Here is a 21,535-nt window from a genome sequence, read left to right on the forward strand (position 1 = left end):
GTGCGTAATAAAAAGCTATTTATTAGTAAATGTGCCAATAATGTATTGAACCCTGATTGACAAACCAGACAGGAATTCATGGCGGGAATAAATTATTACACGCTCTTATCCGGCTAATTAACACGCACAGCCACAGTAACGTCTTCAAGTGTTTCTCTCTGTTTTTGAGATATGCATGTCCTCGTTTTATTAACCTTTTGCGGCCCTTTCGCACTCAGGCCAATTAATTTGTGTCATTTTGATACATTTCTCCATCAACTGACATTCAGTTTGTTCAAAAAAATGGCCTGCCTTTTAACAAAAGGCAGGCCACACAAAACTCAATAGAATACTGCCGGTTAACTGATACTGGCTTGCGTCTTTTCTCGAACTTCGTCGATAGTCACACCATCGGCGAGTTCAACCACGGACAGTCCATCGTCAGTCACATCGAACACACCAAGATTGGTGATGATGCGATCGACGCACTGAACACCTGTCAGCGGCAGGGAACATGCCTTGAGAAGCTTGGGATCACCGGCCTTGGACGTGTGATCCATCAGAACCACGACACGCTTTACACCTGCGACCAGGTCCATTGCCCCCCCCATGCCCTTTACCATCTTGCCCGGAATCATCCAGTTGGCCAGATCGCCTTTCTCAGACACTTCCATGGCACCCAGGATCGACAGATCAATGTGCCCGCCCCGGACCATGGCAAAACTGTCTGCAGAAGAGAAAAAACTCGTTTGCGGCAATTCGGTAATCGTTTGTTTGCCTGCATTGATAAGGTCGGCATCGACCTCGGCATCCACTGGAAACGGGCCCATGCCCAGCATGCCATTTTCCGACTGAAGCGTCACATTGACGCCTTCCGGAATGTAATTTGATACAAGCGTCGGGATACCGATCCCGAGGTTGACATAAAAACCATCCTGCAGCTCTTGCGCCGCCCGCTTGGCCATATCTTCACGTGTCCAGGCCATAACTTAGCTCCTCACTTGCCTCAAGCGTCGCGCGTGGTGCGTTTTTCGATGCGTTTTTCGAACGTCCCGGTGACAATCCGGTCAACGAAAATACCTGGTGTGTGGATGTGGTCTGGATCAAACGAGCCGGTTTCAACGATTTCCTCAACCTCGACCACCGTCATTTTACCTGCAGTCGCCATCATCGGATTAAAATTGCGCGCGGTCTTGCGATAGATCAGATTGCCTTCGCTGTCAGCTTTCCAAGCCTTCACAAGGGCAACATCTGCAACAAGACCCGTTTCCAGAATATAAGTCTCGCCGTTGAAATCCTTGTGTTCTTTTCCCTCAGCAATCAACGTCCCAACACCCGTCTTGGTGTAGAAACCTGGAATGCCGGCCCCCCCAGCACGAATACGCTCCGCCAGCGTTCCCTGCGGATTGAACTCAAGATCCAGCTCGCCGTTCAAATACTGTTTCTCGAACGTGGCGTTCTCGCCCACATAGGATGAAACCATCTTCTTGATCTGACGGGTCTGTAACAAAACTCCCAAGCCAAAGTCATCAATGCCAGCATTGTTTGAAATCGCTGTCACCTCTTTCGTGCCAGTTTCCCGCAAGGCCGTAATCAGGTTTTCGGGAATCCCACACAGGCCAAAACCACCAGCCATAATGGTCATCCCATCGAAAACCAGACCGTCGAGCGCTGAGGCCGCGTCCGGATAAATCTTGTCCATTTTCTTCTCCCAGAAGACATCAGTGCCGGTTGGTGGCAACTTGACCGCAGTGCAGTGTTTTCGTCAAGGACGAATTGCATTGCACAAGAGCAAAGCCTGGCCACAAGGTAGCCATTCGTATTCACTGTATTCTCGGAATTTCTTCTTGCGCGATAAGAACAGATCAAGCGCCATTTCGAAACGAAACCAGCATGATATTTAATTAATAGAAATTAATTTATTTTCGCCTCGGTAGCTGCTTAATGGTCCGTATAAATGGCCTCACATGGCAGTAAGCATGCCCAACAGGAGTGATCCCTTGTGAGATTAAATAGGTTTGTCGCATGTCTCCGCCAAAACGTGTTTTATAAGACTGCAAACCAGTACCAAAATTCAGTGTCTTGAAATCGTTTTGCTGAGCCCAGTCGATTATTGCAGTTAACAAAACAACTCCAGGAGACAAACGATGCCACTCCTCCCCTGCGATCGAAAGCAAAACGCCATTCATGCATCCTTCGACCGAGAGTGTCATTGCAGATGCAACAATCTCATTTTCATCCCGTAAGCCAAATATAATCGCCGGACTGTCAGGGGCTTTTATTGCAGCGAGCTCTTGATAGAAATCAGCAACAACTCGGCTTGATAGATTGTTCTCCAGACCGGAAGCTGCAAAACGAGCTTTTTTCTGAGAGATCAGCTTGGAGCAGACCAACAGCCGATCTTCCAAGGTTTCGGCGACGAAGAAGTCCACACCTCGCTCTCTCAGTTTACGCAACTTTCGTGTTGCTTCCTTGAAAACCGATTTCTTCCGCCAGACCGTCACCAGTTTCGGATCTAAAAGGTCCAGCTCGAAATAAGGTTCGAGCGGCTCGGCATTTGATATATAAACCAATGGGTTTTCAAGCCCAGCTATCGTTTCTGGAATATTGTAAATGTCCAGAACATCAACCCCGGTCAAAGTCTCAAGAAATAGCTTCCAGATGCCCTGAACTGCATCCGGTGTCAGCTTATCAGAACGGGCAAGTATCGGACCACTCATGTCAGCCATTCCCAGATCAGGCATTGATGCAATCCGCACAGGGCCACGACGCCTTACAAAAACCGGCAAGAGTATTTTAGGCAGCCTCTCTGCATGGCATCGGAATTCATAAATAGCAAAATAACCATCAACATCCGCACCAAGATGCGTTTGAAAAGCCGATAGAAACCCTGGCGTTTGAAACGGTGTAGAAACAGCACCGCCCGGCATGCGCCTCCACAAAGCCTTCATTTGAAGAAACGAAGGAGATGTATGCACTATGCATTCATATTCTGCAGCGCATGGTGTTACTGGTTCAGCTTTTTGCTTCATGAACGTACCCAGAACATTAAACTCAATGAACTCTGTAAGGCATCCAAAAATCGGAGGCCACCATTAATAATAAATCGTTTTATACTATAGAATATAAATAATATAAGAATTTATATCACGCACTCTAGAAAATTAAGCGGCTAAATAGTTCAATACTATCATATTTCCAATATTAAGCTCGTCTCAATCGTTGCTCGGCCGCATCTTTCATGAAACGCATCATGGTGTAGGCTTCTCCGGCTCGTGTCAGCGACCTTGATATTTTCTTCAAGGCTTTTGGCTCCGCTCCAAACCGCTGTTTGTAACGTTGATAACCCGTTCCAAAACTGAAATTTTTCACGCCAGCCGATTGAGCCCAGTCGACCACCTTTGACATCAGTACAATGCCAGGCGACATGCGGTGCCAGCGTTCATCTCCAATAGAAAGAAGAACAGCGTTGATCATATCCTCACTGGAGAGTGACATTAACCCCGCGACAACTTCATTGTCTGTTCTCAAGCCAAACAGCCGAGCAGGGCTATATACATGCGGCACCTTGGCAAGATCAAGGTAGAGGTTGGCAATCGACTTGCTCGACAAGAGATTATCACGTCCCAAAGTTTCAAAGCGTGTCTGCTTTTGCCTTAAGATCGTTTTGCAAACAGCCAGTCTCTCATCCGGTGTTTCCGCCATAAAAAACCGAACACCTTCCGCCTCAAGTTTACGAAACTTGGAGCGCAGCTCCTTGAAAACAGACTTGCGGCGCCATTCAGCGACAGCTGCATCATTTTGCAGATCCAGCATCAGCAAATGCTCAGTGGCAGCGGCATCGCCCAGGCCATAAAGCGGATTTATCTGCTGCTCGACCATCGGCGTCATATTGTGAAAATCAAGGACATCCGCACCCGTCAAGTTTTGCAGAAACGTAGCCCAAAGTGTCGGCATATGACTTGGCGGGACATCATATGCTTTCGCGAGAACAGGTGCATTTTGATCTGCCAAGGTCAGGTCCGGCATCGATGCAATGCGAATTGGACCTCGTTTTCGCGTCAAAATTGGCAGAAGCATCAAGGGCGTCGACGTACCGGCTCGCCTGAACTCATATAAGCTGAAACTTCCACCAACTCCTTCAAGCATGTTGGCTTGAAACGCGCGCAAGAAATCAGGCGTCTGGAACGGCGTAGAGACGGCCCCGCCAGGTAGCCGGCGGAAAAGTTCCCTTACCTCATCGCCCCCCGGCGCATCGTGCCGCAGGCAGACATATCCGAAATCAGACGATGTACCGAGCTCTCGCCAATTTTCCAATCTTGCAGACAAGTTCGTCCCCCAAGCAGAGCGCTGGCCATGTAAGCACCCATCAAATGCAAACCGGATTCTTACGGATCAACCCGGCAATTCCTAATAGGCTCAGGGAGATAAAATTGGATTAATAGTAGCAGTATATAGGATCAACTGCTCTTGGAATTTCTCCTTACCGCTGGGCTATGGCGGCACGTTCATCTTGCTCGCGTCTGGTTTCCTGCCGTTTGGTCACAAGGGAGGCTCCGATAACGCCCAATGTCACCACCACGACCAGAATTGTACTGACCGCATTGATCTCCGGCGTCACACCCAAGCGAACCTGAGAATAGATTTTCATCGGCAAGGTCGTCGCGCCCGGTCCTGTGGTGAAGCTGGCGATAACCAGGTCATCAAGGGAAAGGGTGAATGCCAACATCCAGCCAGCGATGACACCGGGCAAAATAATTGGCAAAGTAATCAAGAAGAAGGTTTTGAACGGAGGGCAACCAAGATCCTCTGCAGCCTCTTCAATGCTCTTGTCAAAGCCGACAAGGCGCGACTGAACAACCACTGCGACATAACACATGGCAAATGTCGTATGGGCCACCATCACTGTCCAGAACCCGCGTGACTGATCAACGGCAACAAAAAGCAGAAGCAAGGACAAGCCGAGGATCACTTCCGGCATCACCAACGGCGCGAAGATCATCCCGGAAAACAGCGAGCGCCCGACAAAGCGGCCAGAGCGCACCAGAACAAGCGCAGCTATAGTGCCGAAAACAGTTGCGATGGACGCTGACATGAAGGCGACCTTGAGTGTCACAAGCCCCGCATCGAGAAGCTGTTTGTTCTTAAAGAGCTCAACATACCACTTGGTCGAAAAACCACCCCATACAGTGACGAGACGGGATTCGTTGAACGAGAAAACGACCAAGATAATGATCGGCAAATACAAAAACGAAAAGCCGAGCGCAATAGACGTAACATTGAACCAGGACGGGCCGGATCTCATTTTTGCATCTCCGCCAATTTTTGCTGATGGTTCTGAAACAGAACAATCGGAACCACCAAAAGAAGAAGCAACAGCACCGCGACTGCAGAGGACACCGGCCAATCCCTGTTGGCGAAGAACTCAACCCAAAGAGTCTTGCCGATCATCAGCGTGTTAGATCCCCCAAGAAGATCCGGGATCACAAACTCGCCGACTGCTGGAATAAACACCAGAAAACAGCCCGCAATCACGCCAGGAATCGAGAGGGGCAAGGTGATCTTCCAAAACGCCTTCCAAGGCGGGCAACCAAGATCTTCAGCGGCTTCCAAAAGGCTGATATCCAGTTTTTCCAGGCTGGCATAAAGCGGCAATACCAAGAACGGGAGATACGAATAAACGATGCCAATATAGACGGCTGTCGTTGTGTTCATGATCACCAGGGGCTCATTGATCACCCCGAGGCTCAGCAGCAGCTGGTTCAGCAGTCCTTCGTTCTTCAAAATACCAATCCAAGCGTACACACGGATCAGAAAAGACGTCCAAAACGGCAGAATAACAAGCATCAACAGCGTGGGCCGCCATGCCTTTGGGCCCCTCGCCATGCCGTAGGCAAGTGGATAGCCAACGATTAGCGTCACCAGTGTTGAGATCAGCGCAATTTTCAAGCTGGAGAGGTAAGATTTCCAGTAGAGGTCATCCTCGGTCAGCCAAAGATAATTATCAAACGAGAAGCTTGATATCCCCTTACGTAAACCGTCCATGCCATCCGCAAAATCGAATGTCGGCAGATAAGGTGGGATTGCAACCGCAATCTCAGAGAGCGAAATCTTAAAGACGATGAAAAACGGTGCCAAAAAGAAAATCAAAAGCCAGAGATACGGCACGGCAATCAGCAGCCAGCCTCCAGGCGTCTTGCGCGGCTTATCTTGAGTGTCGGTCTTCATCCGCTCGGCCCTCTCAATCTCACGCTGTCAGGATTACGCCTGCGTCCCGGTCCCAACTCAGGGCGACCTGATCTTCCCAGGTAATCGGACGTTCCACCAAGCGCGTCACATTCGCGACCGTTGATCTCAGTGTTGTTTCACCACCAATTCGGGAATGGAAAATCGAAACGTCACCCAGATAGGCAATATCCCAGACCTCTCCGCTGGTCCCATTTGTACCGATAGCGCTGGCTCCGCCCTCACTGGCTTCAGACTTGCTGCTTTCACCGTGCGCAATACGGATTTTTTCCGGACGGATCGCATACCAGACGATATCGCCTTTTGCCGCATCCGTTTGTTCCACCGTGTCGATCTTGAAGTCATAACCCACGGCCTGCAGAAGACTGCCCCCTTCGGACGTTTCCAGAACCTTGGCCTCAATCAGATTCACATCGCCAATGAAATCGGCGACAAACTTGGAGCTCGGAGTTTCATAAATCTCTGATGGCGATGCCACCTGAACGATTTTCCCGACATCCATGACGGCAATTCTATCCGCCACGGTCATGGCTTCTTCCTGATCATGGGTGACAATCAGGAAGGTCGTTTTCAAGTCTTCCTGAATAGCCATCAACTCGAACTGGGTTTCTTCGCGCAGCTTGCGATCCAGGGCGCCCAGAGGCTCGTCCAGAAGAAGTACCTTCGGCTTTTTGGCCAGCGCACGCGCCAGGGCCACACGCTGACGTTGGCCACCCGACAGCTGATGTGGCTTCCGCTTGGCGAATTGCTCAAGCTTGGTCAATTGCAGCATCTCGACAACGCGTTCTGCTATTGCCGACTTGGACATCTTGTCCTGCTTCAGCCCGAAAGCGATGTTCGCCTCAACGCTCATGTGGGGGAACAAGGCATAGGATTGGAACATCATGTTGGCAGGACGCCGGTAAGGCGGCACGCCCGCCATATCTTGTCCATCGAGTAAAATACGCCCTTCGGTCGGCGTTTCGAACCCTGCAAGCATGCGCATCATGGTTGTCTTGCCACAGCCTGACCCGCCCAGAAGCGCAAAAAACTCACGTTCATAGATCTTGAGGCTCAGGTTGTCGACGGCGGTAAAGTCGCCAAAGCGTTTGGTGACATTCTGAAACTCGATAAACGGCTTGGCAGCCGGGTCATCCCACGGTGCAAACGCGCGCCGCACCGGCCCAATTGGTTTCTTGGCCAAAATCCTGTCCCCAACACATCCCCATGAGAAAAAAGGCAGGCTCTAATAGGAGCCTGCCCTTGTCAGATCAGCTTCCGCTCTTGACCTTGGTCCAGACCCGGTTCTGAACACGAGAAACCTTGGCCGGTTTCGTTGTGGTCGTATAGAGCTTCTTGACCGTCGCCTCATCCGGATAAATCGCAGGGTCGTCAAGCACGGCCTTGTCGATCAGCTCCTGGCTGTCCTTGTTGCCGTTGGCGTAGAAGATATAATCTGAAGCCTTGGCAATCACTTCTGGACGCATGATGTAATTGAGGAACTCATGAGCTTCTTCAACATGTGGCGCATCAGCTGGGATCGCCATGTTGTCGAACCACATCATAGCCCCCTCTTGAGGAATGACATATTCTACAGTCACACCGTTGCCAGCTTCAGCTGCACGATCACGCGCCTGAAGAATATCGCCAGACCATCCAACTGCGAGACAGATGTCGCCATTTGCGAGGGCATTGATATATTCTGAGGAATGGAACTTACGGATATAAGGCCGGATCGACATCAACAGGTCGCCGGCTTTCTGGATGTCATCAGAACTGTTGGAATCCGGATCAAGGCCAAGATAGTTCAGCGCTGCAGGAACCATTTCTTCAGGCGTGTCCAGCATAAAGATGCCGCAATCTGCGAACTTTGACACAACGTCCTGCTTGAAGATCATGTCCCAGCTGCCAAGAGGCGCATCAGGCATGATTTCCTTGATTTTCTCGACGGAATACCCGATCCCGGTGGTGCCCCACATATAGTTGATCGCATGCTCGTTGCCCGGGTCATATTTCAGAAGGCGATCTTCGATGTCCTTCCACATATGCTTCAGGTTCGGCAGCTTTGATTTGTCGAGTTTCTGGAAAACGCCAGCCTGAATCTGACGGCCCAAGAATGTGCCGGTCGGAACCACAACGTCGTAGCCCGTGCCACCAGCCAGAAGCTTGGTTTCAAGAATCTCGTTGCTGTCAAAAACGTCGTAGACGATCTTGATGCCGGTTTCTTTGGTGAAGTCTTCCAGGATCGACTCGTCGATATAGTCAGACCAGTTGTAGACATTCACAACACGGTCTTGGGCAAGTGCAGATCCCGCCATCAGGCCGAGAGCTGCTACCCCAGTCAGAATACCCTTGATCATCATTTCATACTCCACTTTGAAAGGTCGAACAGATTAGCCATTCCATGGGCTTTTTATCATGTTCATCCACTAGCACGAATGCCACTATTTAAGTTCAACTATCAGATATATCTACGCTTTCCCACCCGCAGATACATCCATTTTCCTTAAAGCCTTTGCAGGCAAACGCCTACAAATATGTCTGGCGTTCCAAACTCGAGATCTCGCGGCCAAACTCGTTCATCTCTTCTTTTTTAATCTCGGTCAGGACCTTGTGCATCTCAGGCCCGACAGCCTCTTTCATCCGCTCCGAGGCTTCAAAAGCGTCAATTGCCTCATCCATCCATGGCGTCAGACGTTTGTGGTTCTTCTCATATGCATTGCCCACAACAGGCGCTGGCGGGTTCTTTTTGCTCTGTAGCCCCTCCAGCATACCTGCCAAAACACCCACAAGCACGAAATACGGATTGGCATCAGCACCGGCGATGCGATGCTCGATCCGGGCGGCTTCCGGTGTGCTGGCTGGAATTCTCAAAGCAACTGATCGATTGTCATAGCCCCAGCAAATCGACGTTGGCGCATAGGACCCTGGCTGCATACGGCGGAAACCGTTGAAGGTCGATGAGAACAACAACAACGCCTCTGGCATGGTTTCAAGCAAGCCACTGACCGCATGCCCAAGGCGCTCTGCTCCATTTTCAGGACACGCAAAGAGGTTGCCGTTTTCGTCTTCCATCGACACATGAACATGCATGCCATTGCCCGGCCATTCGACGAATGGCTTGGACATGAAAGATGCCTTGAGATTGTGCTTGCGTGCAACGCCCTGAACCAGGCGACGCAACAAGACTGCATCATCAGCTGCCAGCAATGGATCGCGACGGTAATGCAAGTTAAGCTCGAACTGTCCGGGGGCCGCTTCCGAGACTGCGGCATCGGCAGGGATGCCCTGCAGCTCTGCCGCACGGCGAAGATCATCAACGAGCGGCAGCAGAGCTTCCAGATCGGAAAGGGCGTACATGTTCTGGCGCGCAGGGCCGCGCTGCGTGGAAAACAACGGCTTGGGTTGATCCGTCCAATCACCATCGCTTTTTTCGAGCAGATAGAACTCAAGTTCAAAGGCGCAGCTTGCCGTCACACCGAATTCCGCAAGCTTGTCGACCATCCGTTTAAGAACATGGCGTGGGTCTGACAGAAACGGCACACCATCCCGGTCATACATAGACAACAGCACCTGGGCTGTCTTTCTTTCGGCCCAGGGCACCAACTTGAGCGTTTCAGGTATCGGCCAACAGACACCGTCCTTGTCGCCTGTCTCGATGTGCATGCCGGTGCTTTCCACCTCACGCCCCCACACATCAAGCCCGAACAAGGAAAACGGCAAAGCCACTCCGCCTTCAAAAACCTTTTCGACAGCATCGCCCGGAAGCCACTTGCCTCGAAGCACACCATTCGTATCCGGAAGCACGACTTCAACAGTATCCAAATCAGGATGCTCAGCCAGGAATGCCTCGACATTCTTCTTCCAACCGGGCTCAGCCGGATGCTCTAATGTCTGATGCGGCAAGTCCACCATATAGGCACTCTGGTCCTTCTGAATTTTCCTGAACTTCACTCACCAATGCACATTGTATTTGATGAATGGTCCAGATGCATTGCACATACTGTCAAAATGTGATCACGTTCAGCAAGGGGTGTCAAGACTGAGAAACAGGCAACTCTCTTATAGGGCCATCAACGGACGTTTTGCGGAAGGACATTTTCAGGAGTGACAAACAACCTGAAAACAAACCTGGAGAATTCTGTCGGCACGGCCGCACAAAAAAACCTGAAAACGGGTCGCGGACTTGCACGCCAGCAAGTCGACAAAGCCATCCGTTCAGCGCTCCTCACAGGACGCTTTATTCCAGGCAAGGCGGTCACTTTACGGGGGCTGGCTCAAGACCTTGGTGTCAGTCCAATGCCTGTACGTGAAGTCATCCAGCGGCTGGCGGCAGAAAATGCTCTGGACATACGCCCAAACGGGCGCATTCAAGTCCCCGAAATGTCGCATTCACGGTTCGATGAAATCCTCAAGGCGCGGCTATTGCTAGAGCCAGAACTGGCGGAAATGGCGCTGCCACACCTCAATAAAAATGATGCAAATGTGCTGGAAAAAATCGATTTGGAGATTGATGCGAGCCTGATATCTGGTAACGCAGAGGCATACATGCAGCTCAATCACGCCTTCCATTTCAAGATTTACTCTGCATCCAATTCCCTCATATTGATGCCCTTGGTAGAGAGCCTTTGGCTACAATTTGCCCCGTTCATGCGCACCGTTTATGGCCGGGTCGGGACCGCACATCTGGTAGACTGGCACAAGGAAGCCATTCGCGCCATTCGGGATAGCGATCCAGTTTCGATCAAAACGGCCATTTCTTCTGACATCGGCGACGGCATGGGAATACTCGGCAAGGAAAGCCTTCCAACCACCTGAGAACACCCCTCAAAACTGCAAGTCGTAGAGAAAGTTTGATTTGCTGGGTCACGATCAGATTGACTTGCAAATTTTGTGATCACAAAATAAAAAACAGAGAACCTCGTTTTCGGTCATGATCACCGCAATTCTGGTCTACTTGGCGAAACGATGTCGGGCTCCCTCGTGTAGTCTTTGACTTCAACAGATTGGTCCTGATCAGACGTACAGAAACTGGAGCAGAACGTGAGCAAAGATCCATCCAATGCTGAGACTGACGACACTGACAGCCTTCGCGGCGTCTGTGACATGGAAGCGGCACGCGACTGGCTAAGCAAACGCAACATTCAAGACATCGAATGCATTGTGCCGGATTTGGCCGGGGTTGCCCGCGGCAAGATGATGCCAACGGAAAAATTCTTCTCTGGCCCCGTGATGACCATGCCGGCGTCAATTTTCGCCCAGACAATTTCAGGAAGCTATCCGGAAGACGATGAACGGTTTCAGCACAACCCGACGGACGGTGACCTCTACTTCAAGGCTGACTATAGCACTCTGACCTCCGTTCCATGGGAAACTGACCCGACAGCGCAGCTGATTCATGATGCTCAAACACGTGATGGAGCGCCGGTGGAAACCGCGCCGCGCAATGTACTGAAGCGCATTCTCAAGCTTTATGAAAACAAAGGCTGGGAACCGATTGTTGCCCCGGAAATCGAGTTCTATCTCGTGAAGCCCAACACTGATCCGGATTATCCGCTAGAGCCACCGACCGGCCGGTCCGGACGCCCGGAAGTCGGACGCCAGTCGTATTCCATAACAGCGCTGAACGAATTCGATGACCTGATCGATGACATCTACGATCTGTCAGAGAAGCAGGGTCTGGAAATCGACACCCTCATTCACGAGGAGGGCGCAGCGCAGATGGAAATCAACCTGCGCCATGGCCGTCCCCTCGAATTGGCGGACCAGGTCTTCCTGTTCAAAAGAACAATTCGCGAAGCCGCCTTGCGCCACGACATGTATGCAACCTTCATGTCCAAGCCCATGTCGAACCAGCCTGGTTCGGCCATGCACATCCACCAGTCCGTGGTGGACATCGAAACAGGCAAGAACATATTTTCCGGAGACAACGACGAGGAAACACCAGAATTCCTGTCGTTTATTGCCGGTCATCAGGCCTATCTGCCCTACGTCACCTGCATCATGGCACCCTTTGTCAATTCGTACCGGCGTTTTGCCCGCAACTCGACCTCTCCAGTCAATGTTTACTGGGGTTATGACAACCGCACAGTCGGTCTGCGCGTGCCTTATTCAGCCCCGCAAGCGCGACGTCTGGAGAACCGCGTTCCGGGTTCTGATGCCAACCCTTATCTTGCCATCGCGGCCTCACTTGCTTGCGGCTATCTCGGCATGATCAAGGGGTTGACGCCAGATGCCCCGCAGACGATTGACTGCAGCGACCATCTCAAGTCGCTTCCGCGCGGCCTGACGGAAGCTGTTTCCCTTTTTGAAAAGAGCGACGAGATCCTCGAAATATTCGGGGAGACATTCGTCGCGACCTATCGTGCCATCAAGCAGGAAGAATTCGAGACATTCATGTCCGTGATCAGCCCGTGGGAACGGGAATACCTGCTGCTCAACGTTTGAGGACAGCTTCAGCTGCCCCTCTGTCTGTCGCTACCCGGAGTAAGCCCATATGTCGGCCGTATCGAACATATATCCAACCGCCGCCCTTCAAGCACTAGATGCTGCCCATCACATTCACCCCTTCTCGGATACGAAAGCTCTGAATGAAGAAGGCTCACGGATCATCACCCATGCGGATGGCATCTGGCTGACAGATTCAAACGGCAACCGTATTCTCGATGGAATGGCTGGTTTGTGGTGCGTCCAGGTTGGCCATGGCCGTGAGGAAATCGCTGAGGCTGTGAACAAGCAGATGAGCGAACTCAGCTACTACAACACATTCTTCAAGACCTCGCATCCGCCCGCAATCGCTCTTTCAGAAAAGCTGGCAGAGCTCGCTCCCTCTCACATGAACCGGGTGTTTTATTGCTCCTCTGGCTCGGAAGCCAACGACACCGTATTTCGCATGGTCCGCCATTATTGGGACCAAATGGGCAAGCCGGACAAGAAGGTCATAATTGGCCGCTGGAACGGCTACCATGGCTCAACTGTTGCCGGGACCAGCCTCGGCGGCATGAAAGGCATGCACGAACAAGGTGATTTGCCGGTGCCTGGTGTTCGCCACATCGACCAGCCTTACTGGTACGGCGAAGGCGAAGACATGAGCCCGGAGGAATTCGGCGTTCATGTCGCACGCAAACTCGAAGAAGCGATTGATCAGATCGGCGAGGACAAGGTCGCAGCATTCATCGCCGAACCAATTCAGGGTGCTGGCGGCGTGATCATTCCACCAGAAACATACTGGCCAGAAATGAAGCGCATCCTGGATGAGCGCGACATTCTGTTTGTAGCGGATGAGGTCATCTGCGGCTTTGGACGCCTTGGAAAATGGTTTGGCTCAGAGTTTTACGGCCTTGAGCCCGACTTGATGCCAATCGCCAAAGGCCTAACGTCGGGCTATCTGCCGATGGGCGGCGTCCTCGTGTCAGATCGTGTCTGTGAAGGCCTGATCGACAAGGGCGGCGACTTCAATCACGGTTACACCTATTCAGGCCACCCGGTATGCGCGGCGGCAGCGCTTGCCAACCTGGAAATCATGCAGCGTGAAAAGCTCGTCGAGCGCGTCGCGGATGATATCGGACCTTATTTACAGAACCGCTGGCGTGCGCTTGGCGATCATCCGCTTGTCGGGGAAGCCCGCATGGAAGGCCTGATGGGTGCGCTGGAACTGGTGCCAAAGAAAGGCGAGCGGAAAACAAAATTCGCTGATGGAGGATCGGCAGGAACGCTGTGCCGCGACCTTTCCTTCCAAAACGGCATGGTCATGCGCGCCGTTGGCGACAGCATGATAATCTCGCCGCCCCTGGTCTTGTCACATGACGAAGCCGATCAGTTGATCGCCATTGCCAGCAAGACCCTGGATGACACCTACGCCGAGCTGAAAAAAGATGGTAAGCTCTAAGCGCTGCTCAAACACTTCATTCGAACAATCAAGCGGGGCCATTGGGTCCCGTTTTTCGTTCCAGATGAAGCTCTTGAAAGTTGAGCTTATTCAGCTGCTTGAGCAACTTCACGCACGGATTGGCGTGCCCACGGCCGTGTACCGGCCGGCATTTCCTCAACCGTTCCAACCGGCTGAAGATATTTGGTGACCTCCGGCCACTCGCCATCTGCCAGTGCCTTCAGAACTTCTGGCTTGGTCAGAGCGAAACTTGAGACACCACAGCGCCGCATCAAAGGCACCTGATCGAGGATGTAGTCACCAACAGCGCGAATATCGCCTTTGTATTCCATCTGCTCGCGCAGGACCCGGGCCGCAGAAAACCCGCGACCATCGGTGAATTTCGGGAACTCTACGGCAACATGTGCCAAATGATCCAAATGCCCTTGCAGCTTTTCCACATCATCGCCAGCTGCCACCAGAACGGCTATCTTTCGCCCTTCAGCAATGTAAGACTCTGGTGAAGCGCTATACTGGCTTAGATCCACCAGAAGATCACCTTCTATCGGCACTTCGGCATCAGCCTCGATAAGAACCCAGTTCTCATCAGACATGGTTCCATTTGAAAAGATCTTCGTCATTTTCGTTTCGCGTCCTTCAATGCCGGAGCACATCTGCTCAGACGTTCGCGTCAAGTCTCACGGCATCAAACTTGCCTCATCAGGCAAACATCTAGATGCCACTGCCATCCAGTTCCTTGCCATGGGTTGGCAAATGAATACCGCATTCAGTCTTGGCCTGCCCACGCCAACGGCCAGCCCGTGGATCTTCTCCAGGTTTGACCTTATCCGTACACGGCATACAGCCAATCGACGGATAGCCCTTGGCAACCAACGGATGCGGAGGGAGTTCTTGGGCCTTTGCATATCCAAGGATGTCAGCCGGACCCCAATCAGCCAGTGGATTGACCTTAACCCGTCCTGCTTCCACCTCGAACGCCGGAAGCCGAGCACGTGTGGAACTCTGAAACCGCTTGCGGCCGGAAATCCACGCCCCGAAATCCTTCAACGCCAGTTCCAGCGGCAAGACCTTGCGTATATTGCAGCAGGCGTTGGTGTCGCTCATCCAGAGCATTCCAGCTGGATCATCGGCACCAAGGTCCGCTTTCTCAGGCTTCCTGGACAGGACATTTGTCAATCCCAAACGCTCCGTCAGTTGATCCCGATAACGCAGCGTGTCCGGGAACAACTTGCCCGTATCGACCATGACAACCGGTATCGATGGATCAATCTCAGAAACCATATGCAAAAGAACCGCCGAATCAGCACCAAAGCTGGAGACCATTGCGATGTCTCCAGAAAATTGATGCCGGATGGATTCCTGCAGGATTTCCTGCGCAGTAGCCCCTTCAAACTGCTCGTTCAGGGCAGCCACTTCCGCCTGAAGTCCCAACTCCGGATCAACGCCAAGGCTGAATGTCTCATGCAACGCCATAAAGGGCTTCCTTGAAAGGCTCCTCCCCGATCCGGCGGTAGGCATCAAGGAAGGTTTCTTCCTTACTGGTCCGCAGGCCGAGATAGGTATCAACAAGGGTTTCGATGGCATCAACGACTGTTTCGGATGAGAAACCACGACCGGCGATCTTGCCGATTGAAGAATTTTCGTTGGCCGATCCACCGAGCGTGATCTGATAGAATTCCTCGCCCTTTTTCTCCAGGCCGAGGATGCCGATATGGCCGACATGATGATGACCACAGGCATTGATACAGCCGGAAATCTTGATCTTCAGCTCGCCAATTTCAGCCTGACGTTCCGCCCCACCAAACCGCTCGGAAATACGCTGAGCGACTGGAATTGAGCGCGCTGTCGCCAAGGCGCAATAGTCCATGCCCGGGCAAGCAATAATATCGGTGATCAGACCGGCATTGCCTTCTGCCATCTCGCTTGCGACCAAGGCATCGAACAGAGCTGGAAGGTCGGCGATCTTCACGTGCGGCAGAATGACATTCTGTTCGTGGCTGATGCGAATTTCATCATGACCGAAGCGCTCTGCCAGATCTGCAATCACATCCATCTGTGCATCCGAGGCATCGCCCGGAATGCCGCCAATGGGCTTCATGGAAATCGTCACGCTGGTGTGACCTGGAACACGATGTTCATTCAGATTGTGCGCTATGAATTGCGCAAACGCAGGGTCTGATGCCTTGCGAGCTTCAACGGAAGTATCCAAAGCCGTTAGAACCTCAAGCGGAGGCGGTGCGAAATAGGCCTCGATGCGACGCACCTCTTCATCGGGAAGACGCAACACGCCATAGCGGATCTTCTCGAATTCCGCCTCGATATCAGCCTTCAGCTCTTCCAAACCGGTCTCATGCACCAGGATCTTGATCCGGGCCTTGTACTTGTTATCCCGGCGGCCAAAGCGGTTGTAAACCCGCAGGATGGCTTCCGAATAAGCCAGCAGATCTTCCTCCGGCAGATAGTCGCGCACCTTGCGGCCGATCATCGGCGTCCGGCCCAGACCGCCGCCCACGAACACCACAAAGCCGATGTCTCCGGCCTCATTACGGGTCAGCTGCAAGCCGATGTCATGCACCTGAACGGCCGCGCGGTCATGGGGAGCGCCGGTGATCGCGATCTTGAACTTGCGCGGCAAAAACGAAAACTCAGGGTGCAGCGACGACCATTGGCGCAGGATCTCCGCATAAGGGCGCGGATCTGCAATCTCATCAGCCGCAGCCCCGGCGAAATGATCGGCGGTAACATTGCGAATGCAGTTGCCAGACGTTTGGATGGCATGCATTTCAACTTCGGCCAGCTCTTCCAGAATGGCAGGCGTGTCTTCCAGTTTCGGCCAGTTGTACTGAATGTTCTGTCGTGTGGTGAAATGAGCATAGCCGTGATCATAGGTCCGGGCGATATGCGCAAGCTTGCGCATCTGCCGACCATTCAACGTGCCATAGGGAATGGCGACCCGCAGCATATAGGCGTGCAGCTGCAGATACAGACCATTCATCAGACGCAGCGGCTTGAACTCTTCTTCGGTCAGCTCGCCCAAAAGGCGGCGGCGGACCTGATCCTTGAATTGCTCCGTGCGCTGGGTCACAAAGCCCTGATCAAATTCATCGTAGCGATACATGTCTCTCTCCATCAGGGCGCTGCCAATGTTGCAGGCGCTGCCCCCTCATTCTTTCAAGTGGTCAGACGGCGACAGCCCGCGCCTGCTTGCCAAATTGCGGATGGGTGGTGGGTCCTGCGGCACGGATGATCTCCCGCAAGCGCACGGGAACAATCCGGCCTTCGTCCTGTGTCACGTCCATGGCGTAGGCCTCAACGACCTCGCGATCAGCAATGGATTTTGCCGCCAGCTCAAGCGCACCAGCGACGTCTTCCTTATCTTCCAGTACATTGGCCAAAGACAAAAGCTCCACCCAGGAGCCATTAGGGCCTTGCCAAACAACTTCTCCGTCGAGCAAACGATTTGCGGTTACGACTTTCATCGCTTCTCTCCTCAGGCAGCACATTCTTGTTGAAGCGGCAGCGCCGCAATTGGATCGGCTTTTTCCAACGCCGCATGACCAACGGCATCGCCGATGACAATGAGCACGGGACCGGCGATGTCAGGGCGATCACTCAAGACACAAAGGTCATTCAGCGTGCCCGAAAACTGACGCTCATCCGGATGAGCCGCGTTTTCGATGATGGCAACAGGCGTCGTAGACGACATACCAGCTGCAATAAGTTTATCGGCCACAGCGGCGGCAACAGTGCGCCCCATATACACAGCGACTGTCGCCCCGCTGAGGGCCAGATCCGCCCAGTCCGGCAGTGTTTCAGATTTGGCGTTGTGCCCGGTGGCGAACACCAGTGTCGATGCAACGCCGCGCAACGTCAGCGGCAATTGCATGGACGCTGCCGCTGCAAAAGCAGCTGTCACGCCGGGAACCACATCAAACGCAATGCCTGCTTTGCGCAGGGTGTGCATTTCCTCAGCAGCCCGGCCAAAGATCATCGGATCGCCTGCTTTCAAGCGAACGACTTTCAGACCCTGCAGACCAAGCTCGACCAGCAGCTTGTTGATTTCGTTTTGCGGCACAGAGTGCGCACCCTTACGTTTGCCGACAGAAATTCGCTGCGCATCGCGCCGTCCCATGGACACCACCCCGGCAGGCACCAAAGCGTCATGAACAATCACATCAGCCTCTTGCAGAAGACGCTGTGCCCGAAGCGTCAGTAGATCTTCTGCACCCGGCCCGGCGCCAACCAGCCACACATGGCCAGCATCGTCGTCGGTCCCATTGAGCAAGCGTTGCGCTTCGGAACGCGCCAGATCAGCTCTGCCGGAATTCATGCTGGTCGCCACGCTGCCAGAGAAGAACCGTGCCCAGAACCTGCGCCGTGCTGCGCCATCGGGGATCATTTTCACCGCAGCGTCGCGGAAGCTCTCGGCAAGGCGCGCCAGGTCGCCCGTCGAACGAGGCAACATGGTCTCGATGCGCGCCCGAATGTGACGGGCAAGCACAGGGCCAACGCCTGTCGATGTGATCGCAACCGCAATCGGCGCCCGGTTGACCAAGGCCCCTGTATAAAAATCGCAGAGGGCAGGCCGATCAACGGCATTGGCTGGAACGCCCATAATGCCGGCGGCCTGAACCACAGCCCGATCCAGAGCCTCATCTTCTCTTGCACTGAAGACAAGTGCGGCATTTGTCAGTAACGCTGGACGAAAGGCTTCAGCCACATGTCGAGCGCCGACTTCACGAATGACCTCGGCAAGACCCGGCTCGATTTCAGCAGAGATGACTTCGATCACAGCATTGGTTTCACCCAATAGCCGAACCTTTGCCGCCGCCTCATCACCATGTCCCACGACGCAGACGCGCTTGCCCGCAACCTTGAAAAAGGTCGGGAACACATCAAGGCGTCGTTTGGACTTCTCTTTTGCGGGCCCTCGCATGGGCAGTTCTCCCGGATCATCGCATCCATGACCACAAATCTAGTCACTCAGCGCCGAGAACTACGGGCACCACGTTTCAAAGAGACCGGAAAAGAGAGAAAAGAATTTCGCTTTCGCGCCCGCACGCAAATCGGGCACCGGCTTCGCTGGAATCGAGATCAGCTAGATTCATTTAGCGCCATCGACACCGAAAACAGAATAGAGCCTCAAGAGTACAGTCGTTGGTGGGCGCAAAATCTCTCGAAAGCCCGAGAATCCGGGGGAGCCAGAGCATTTCTGTGTCCGTTCAGCTCACACGCCTTCGTCAAATGCACAAGAAACCGCAGCCAATAAATTGGCATTTGAATGCATAATAATACAATACGCATGCAGAAATAATAAACTTGTATACAAAAAAATTATCATGAGTGCGACTTTAGTATAAGGTGCTCCGTGCTCACGGGAGGTGAGCGCAAGGAGGAAATAAAATGATTAGAGGTAAAACCGTTTTTGCAAGTTTTCTGGCAATCGGGCTGCTATCCCAAACAGCCGCCGCTCGGGTAATCGAATTTAAGGTTCAATCATCCGAACCAATCTTCGATAATGAGACATTCGGAACCACAGGCGCCTATGAAAGGATAAACGCAATCGCGACTTTCGCGGTGAACCCATCAGCGCCGCAAAGTGATGCCATCGTAGACATCGGAAAGGCCCCTCAGAACGAAAATGGCGAAGTCGCCTTCAGCACTGAAGTCTCGATCCTGCGGCCCGTCGATGCCGAAAAGCGGTCTCCTTTTCTGTTCTATGAAGTTCCCAATCGCGGCCGCAATCTCAGATTTTTGCCGCTGAACCGTTCCGGCTCAAGCGCTGTGCCGAAAGCAGCTGCAAACAGCAGTGGTCTGCTGCAGTAATTCCCGATGAAGCGTTGCCCCTCCTCAGTTCTTTGAGGAGGGGCAACCCGTTTTATTTCATGGCTTGCAAGATCGACACGTAGTTGGCGACAGCTGCGCCGCCCATATTGAAGATGCCGCCAATCTCTGCGTCCTTGACTTGAATGCCCCCCGCAGTTCCGGTGAGCTGCATGGCCGTCAGAACATGCATGGATACACCCGTCGCACCGATAGGGTGGCCTTTTGCTTTCAGCCCGCCAGACGGATTGATCGGCAGTTTGCCGTCCATTTCGGTCCAACCTTCCAGGATCGCCTTTGCGCCTTCGCCTTCTTTGGTCAGGCCCATCGCTTCATATTCGATGAGTTCGGCGATGGTGAAGCAATCGTGGGTTTCGACGAACGACAGATCGTCCAGAGCCATTCCGGCGTCTCCGAGCGCTTGGCCCCAGGCGCGTGAACAGCCATCAAACTTCAGGATGTCGCGGCGTGACATCGGCAGGAAATCCTGCACATGAGCCATTGAGCGGAAAGCCACAGCCTTCTTCATTCCAAGCGCCGTAGCAGGATCCGTCAGAACCAGGGCAGCGGCACCATCAGACACCAGCGAGCAATCCGTCCGCTTCAAAGGCCCTGCCACGAAGGGGTTCTTTTCTCCTTCGGTCCGACAAAACTCATAACCCAGATCCTTACGCATCTGTGCATAAGGGTTGTTCACACCGTTCTTGTGACCCTTTGCTGCGATCCGGGCCAATGCGTCAGATTGATCGCCGTATTTTTGGAAATATTCCTCTGCGATCTTGCCGAAAACGCCAGCGAACCCACCCGGAATGTCACCTTCTTCTTTCAGATAGGAAGCACGCAGGAGGTTCTGCCCGATTTCACGTCCCGGTGTTGTTGTCATTTGTTCAACGCCGACAACCAACACGAAACGCGCTGATCCCGAGGCAACCGCCCGAACACCTTGCTGAACCGCAGCCGAGCCCGTCGCACAAGCATTTTCAACTCGTGTGGCAGGTGTAAAGCGGAGAGCAGGATCTGCCTGAAGCACAAGCGACGCGGTAAAATCCTGAGCGGAGAAACCTGCATTGAAATGCCCCAGCAGGATTTCATCAACGTCTTCAGGCCCAATGCCTGCGTCATGAATAGCTTGAGTTGCCGCCTTGACGATCAGGCTTTCAACGGTTTCGTCCGCATGCTTTCCGAACGGCAAATGCGCCCATCCAACCATTGCTGCAGTCATTTTAACAACCTCCCTTAATTCAATCATTCAGCCGTTCTCGAACCGAGATAGGCACAGGGCGTCCGCGGTGCTGCGCACCAAATCTGGCCAGAGATTTTCAGCTTGTCGGATCAAAAACAAGCTTTAATTGACGGATACGTCACTCAGATTAATTTTAACTATATTATTCAATATTTTAATAATAACAATTTTTTTCAACATCACCAAATAACGAAATACACAACCGATATCTCAGATGCACTAGCGTCAAAATAGAGATCTACACAGAAGCTTCACATAACTGTCACCCAATACCTCCATAAAGCCATTGTTGCGAAGAAGACTTTACTTCGATCTATTTCAGATTTCAGGCCAGCTTTCTTCGGGAAGCTGGCCTTTTTCATTCCACAGGCCGACGA

At 52.7% G+C, this 21,535-nt stretch carries 19 protein-coding genes; 4 read left to right on the top strand and 15 right to left on the bottom strand.

What is annotated here, in order from left to right:
• Positions 1–338 precede the first annotated feature (338 nt).
• The 9 genes from V6575_RS05985 to V6575_RS06025 form a co-directional block, all read right to left on the bottom strand.
• Positions 339–965 (bottom strand): CoA transferase subunit B, encoded by a 627-nt coding sequence (locus tag V6575_RS05985; protein WP_340273247.1) that lies wholly within the window; start codon positions 963–965, stop codon positions 339–341.
• 20 nt (positions 966–985) lie between these two features.
• Positions 986–1,681 (bottom strand): CoA transferase subunit A, encoded by a 696-nt coding sequence (locus V6575_RS05990; protein ID WP_340273248.1) that lies wholly within the window; start codon positions 1,679–1,681, stop codon positions 986–988.
• A 217-nt stretch (positions 1,682–1,898) separates the two neighbouring features.
• Entirely contained in the window at positions 1,899–3,011 is a 1,113-nt protein-coding gene (locus V6575_RS05995) for a GNAT family N-acetyltransferase (protein WP_340273249.1), read from the bottom strand.
• A 172-nt stretch (positions 3,012–3,183) separates the two neighbouring features.
• Positions 3,184–4,308 carry a GNAT family N-acetyltransferase gene (locus V6575_RS06000; RefSeq protein ID WP_340273250.1) on the bottom strand — a complete coding sequence of 375 codons (1,125 nt, stop codon included), beginning with the start codon at positions 4,306–4,308 and terminating at the stop codon, positions 3,184–3,186.
• Between the two features lie 154 nt (positions 4,309–4,462).
• Positions 4,463–5,284, bottom strand: coding sequence for an ABC transporter permease (locus V6575_RS06005; RefSeq protein ID WP_340273251.1), 822 nt, complete (start codon positions 5,282–5,284; stop codon positions 4,463–4,465).
• Positions 5,281–6,207 (bottom strand): ABC transporter permease subunit, encoded by a 927-nt coding sequence (locus V6575_RS06010; RefSeq protein ID WP_340273252.1) that lies wholly within the window; start codon positions 6,205–6,207, stop codon positions 5,281–5,283. Before V6575_RS06010 ends, V6575_RS06005 begins: the two co-directional genes overlap by 4 nt.
• 19 nt (positions 6,208–6,226) lie before the next feature.
• On the bottom strand, positions 6,227–7,408 hold the full coding sequence (locus tag V6575_RS06015; RefSeq protein ID WP_340273254.1) for an ABC transporter ATP-binding protein: 1,182 nt from the start codon (positions 7,406–7,408) through the stop codon (positions 6,227–6,229).
• Between the two features lie 67 nt (positions 7,409–7,475).
• Complete coding sequence (locus V6575_RS06020) at positions 7,476–8,561, bottom strand: polyamine ABC transporter substrate-binding protein (protein ID WP_422785532.1); 1,086 nt, start codon at positions 8,559–8,561, stop codon at positions 7,476–7,478.
• Positions 8,562–8,733: 172 nt separating this feature from the next.
• The gene (locus V6575_RS06025) at positions 8,734–10,158 is read right to left on the bottom strand and encodes a glutamine synthetase family protein (RefSeq protein WP_340273256.1); all 1,425 of its coding nucleotides are present in this window, start codon (positions 10,156–10,158) and stop codon (positions 8,734–8,736) included.
• Positions 10,159–10,311: 153 nt separating this feature from the next.
• Here V6575_RS06025 and V6575_RS06030 point away from each other — a divergent pair, with 153 nt between their 5' ends.
• The 3 genes from V6575_RS06030 to V6575_RS06040 all read left to right on the top strand — a co-directional run bounded on the left by V6575_RS06030 (position 10,312) and on the right by V6575_RS06040 (position 14,092).
• On the top strand, positions 10,312–11,022 hold the full coding sequence (locus V6575_RS06030; protein ID WP_340273257.1) for a GntR family transcriptional regulator: 711 nt from the start codon (positions 10,312–10,314) through the stop codon (positions 11,020–11,022).
• Positions 11,023–11,247: 225 nt separating this feature from the next.
• Complete coding sequence (locus V6575_RS06035) at positions 11,248–12,651, top strand: glutamine synthetase family protein (protein WP_422785524.1); 1,404 nt, start codon at positions 11,248–11,250, stop codon at positions 12,649–12,651.
• A gap of 49 nt (positions 12,652–12,700) precedes the next feature.
• Positions 12,701–14,092 carry an aspartate aminotransferase family protein gene (locus V6575_RS06040; protein ID WP_340273258.1) on the top strand — a complete coding sequence of 464 codons (1,392 nt, stop codon included), beginning with the start codon at positions 12,701–12,703 and terminating at the stop codon, positions 14,090–14,092.
• Between the two features lie 86 nt (positions 14,093–14,178).
• Here the strand turns inward: V6575_RS06040 and V6575_RS06045 are convergent, their stop codons facing one another.
• The 5 genes from V6575_RS06045 to cysG form a co-directional block, all read right to left on the bottom strand.
• The gene (locus V6575_RS06045) at positions 14,179–14,712 is read right to left on the bottom strand and encodes a DUF934 domain-containing protein (RefSeq protein WP_340273259.1); all 534 of its coding nucleotides are present in this window, start codon (positions 14,710–14,712) and stop codon (positions 14,179–14,181) included.
• 91 nt (positions 14,713–14,803) lie between these two features.
• Positions 14,804–15,565 (bottom strand): phosphoadenylyl-sulfate reductase, encoded by a 762-nt coding sequence (locus V6575_RS06050; protein WP_340273260.1) that lies wholly within the window; start codon positions 15,563–15,565, stop codon positions 14,804–14,806.
• Positions 15,552–17,210 (bottom strand): nitrite/sulfite reductase, encoded by a 1,659-nt coding sequence (locus V6575_RS06055; RefSeq protein WP_340273261.1) that lies wholly within the window; start codon positions 17,208–17,210, stop codon positions 15,552–15,554. The genes V6575_RS06050 and V6575_RS06055 overlap by 14 nt, the downstream gene beginning before the upstream one ends.
• 61 nt (positions 17,211–17,271) lie before the next feature.
• Positions 17,272–17,571, bottom strand: coding sequence for a DUF2849 domain-containing protein (locus tag V6575_RS06060; RefSeq protein ID WP_340273262.1), 300 nt, complete (start codon positions 17,569–17,571; stop codon positions 17,272–17,274).
• 11 nt (positions 17,572–17,582) lie between these two features.
• On the bottom strand, positions 17,583–19,028 hold the full coding sequence (cysG, locus tag V6575_RS06065) for a siroheme synthase CysG (protein ID WP_340273263.1): 1,446 nt from the start codon (positions 19,026–19,028) through the stop codon (positions 17,583–17,585).
• Positions 19,029–19,495: 467 nt separating this feature from the next.
• Here cysG and V6575_RS06070 point away from each other — a divergent pair, with 467 nt between their 5' ends.
• A complete protein-coding gene (locus V6575_RS06070) occupies positions 19,496–19,918 on the top strand; it encodes a hypothetical protein (RefSeq protein WP_340273264.1) in 423 nt (140 codons plus the stop codon).
• A 52-nt stretch (positions 19,919–19,970) separates the two neighbouring features.
• On the opposite strand, the gene V6575_RS06075 is transcribed toward V6575_RS06070, so the two are convergent.
• Positions 19,971–21,137 (bottom strand): acetyl-CoA acetyltransferase, encoded by a 1,167-nt coding sequence (locus tag V6575_RS06075; RefSeq protein WP_340273265.1) that lies wholly within the window; start codon positions 21,135–21,137, stop codon positions 19,971–19,973.
• Positions 21,138–21,535 lie beyond the last annotated feature (398 nt).

This window comes from Roseibium algae (genome assembly GCF_037783265.1).
In the GTDB taxonomy this organism is placed as follows: domain Bacteria; phylum Pseudomonadota; class Alphaproteobacteria; order Rhizobiales; family Stappiaceae; genus Roseibium; species Roseibium algae.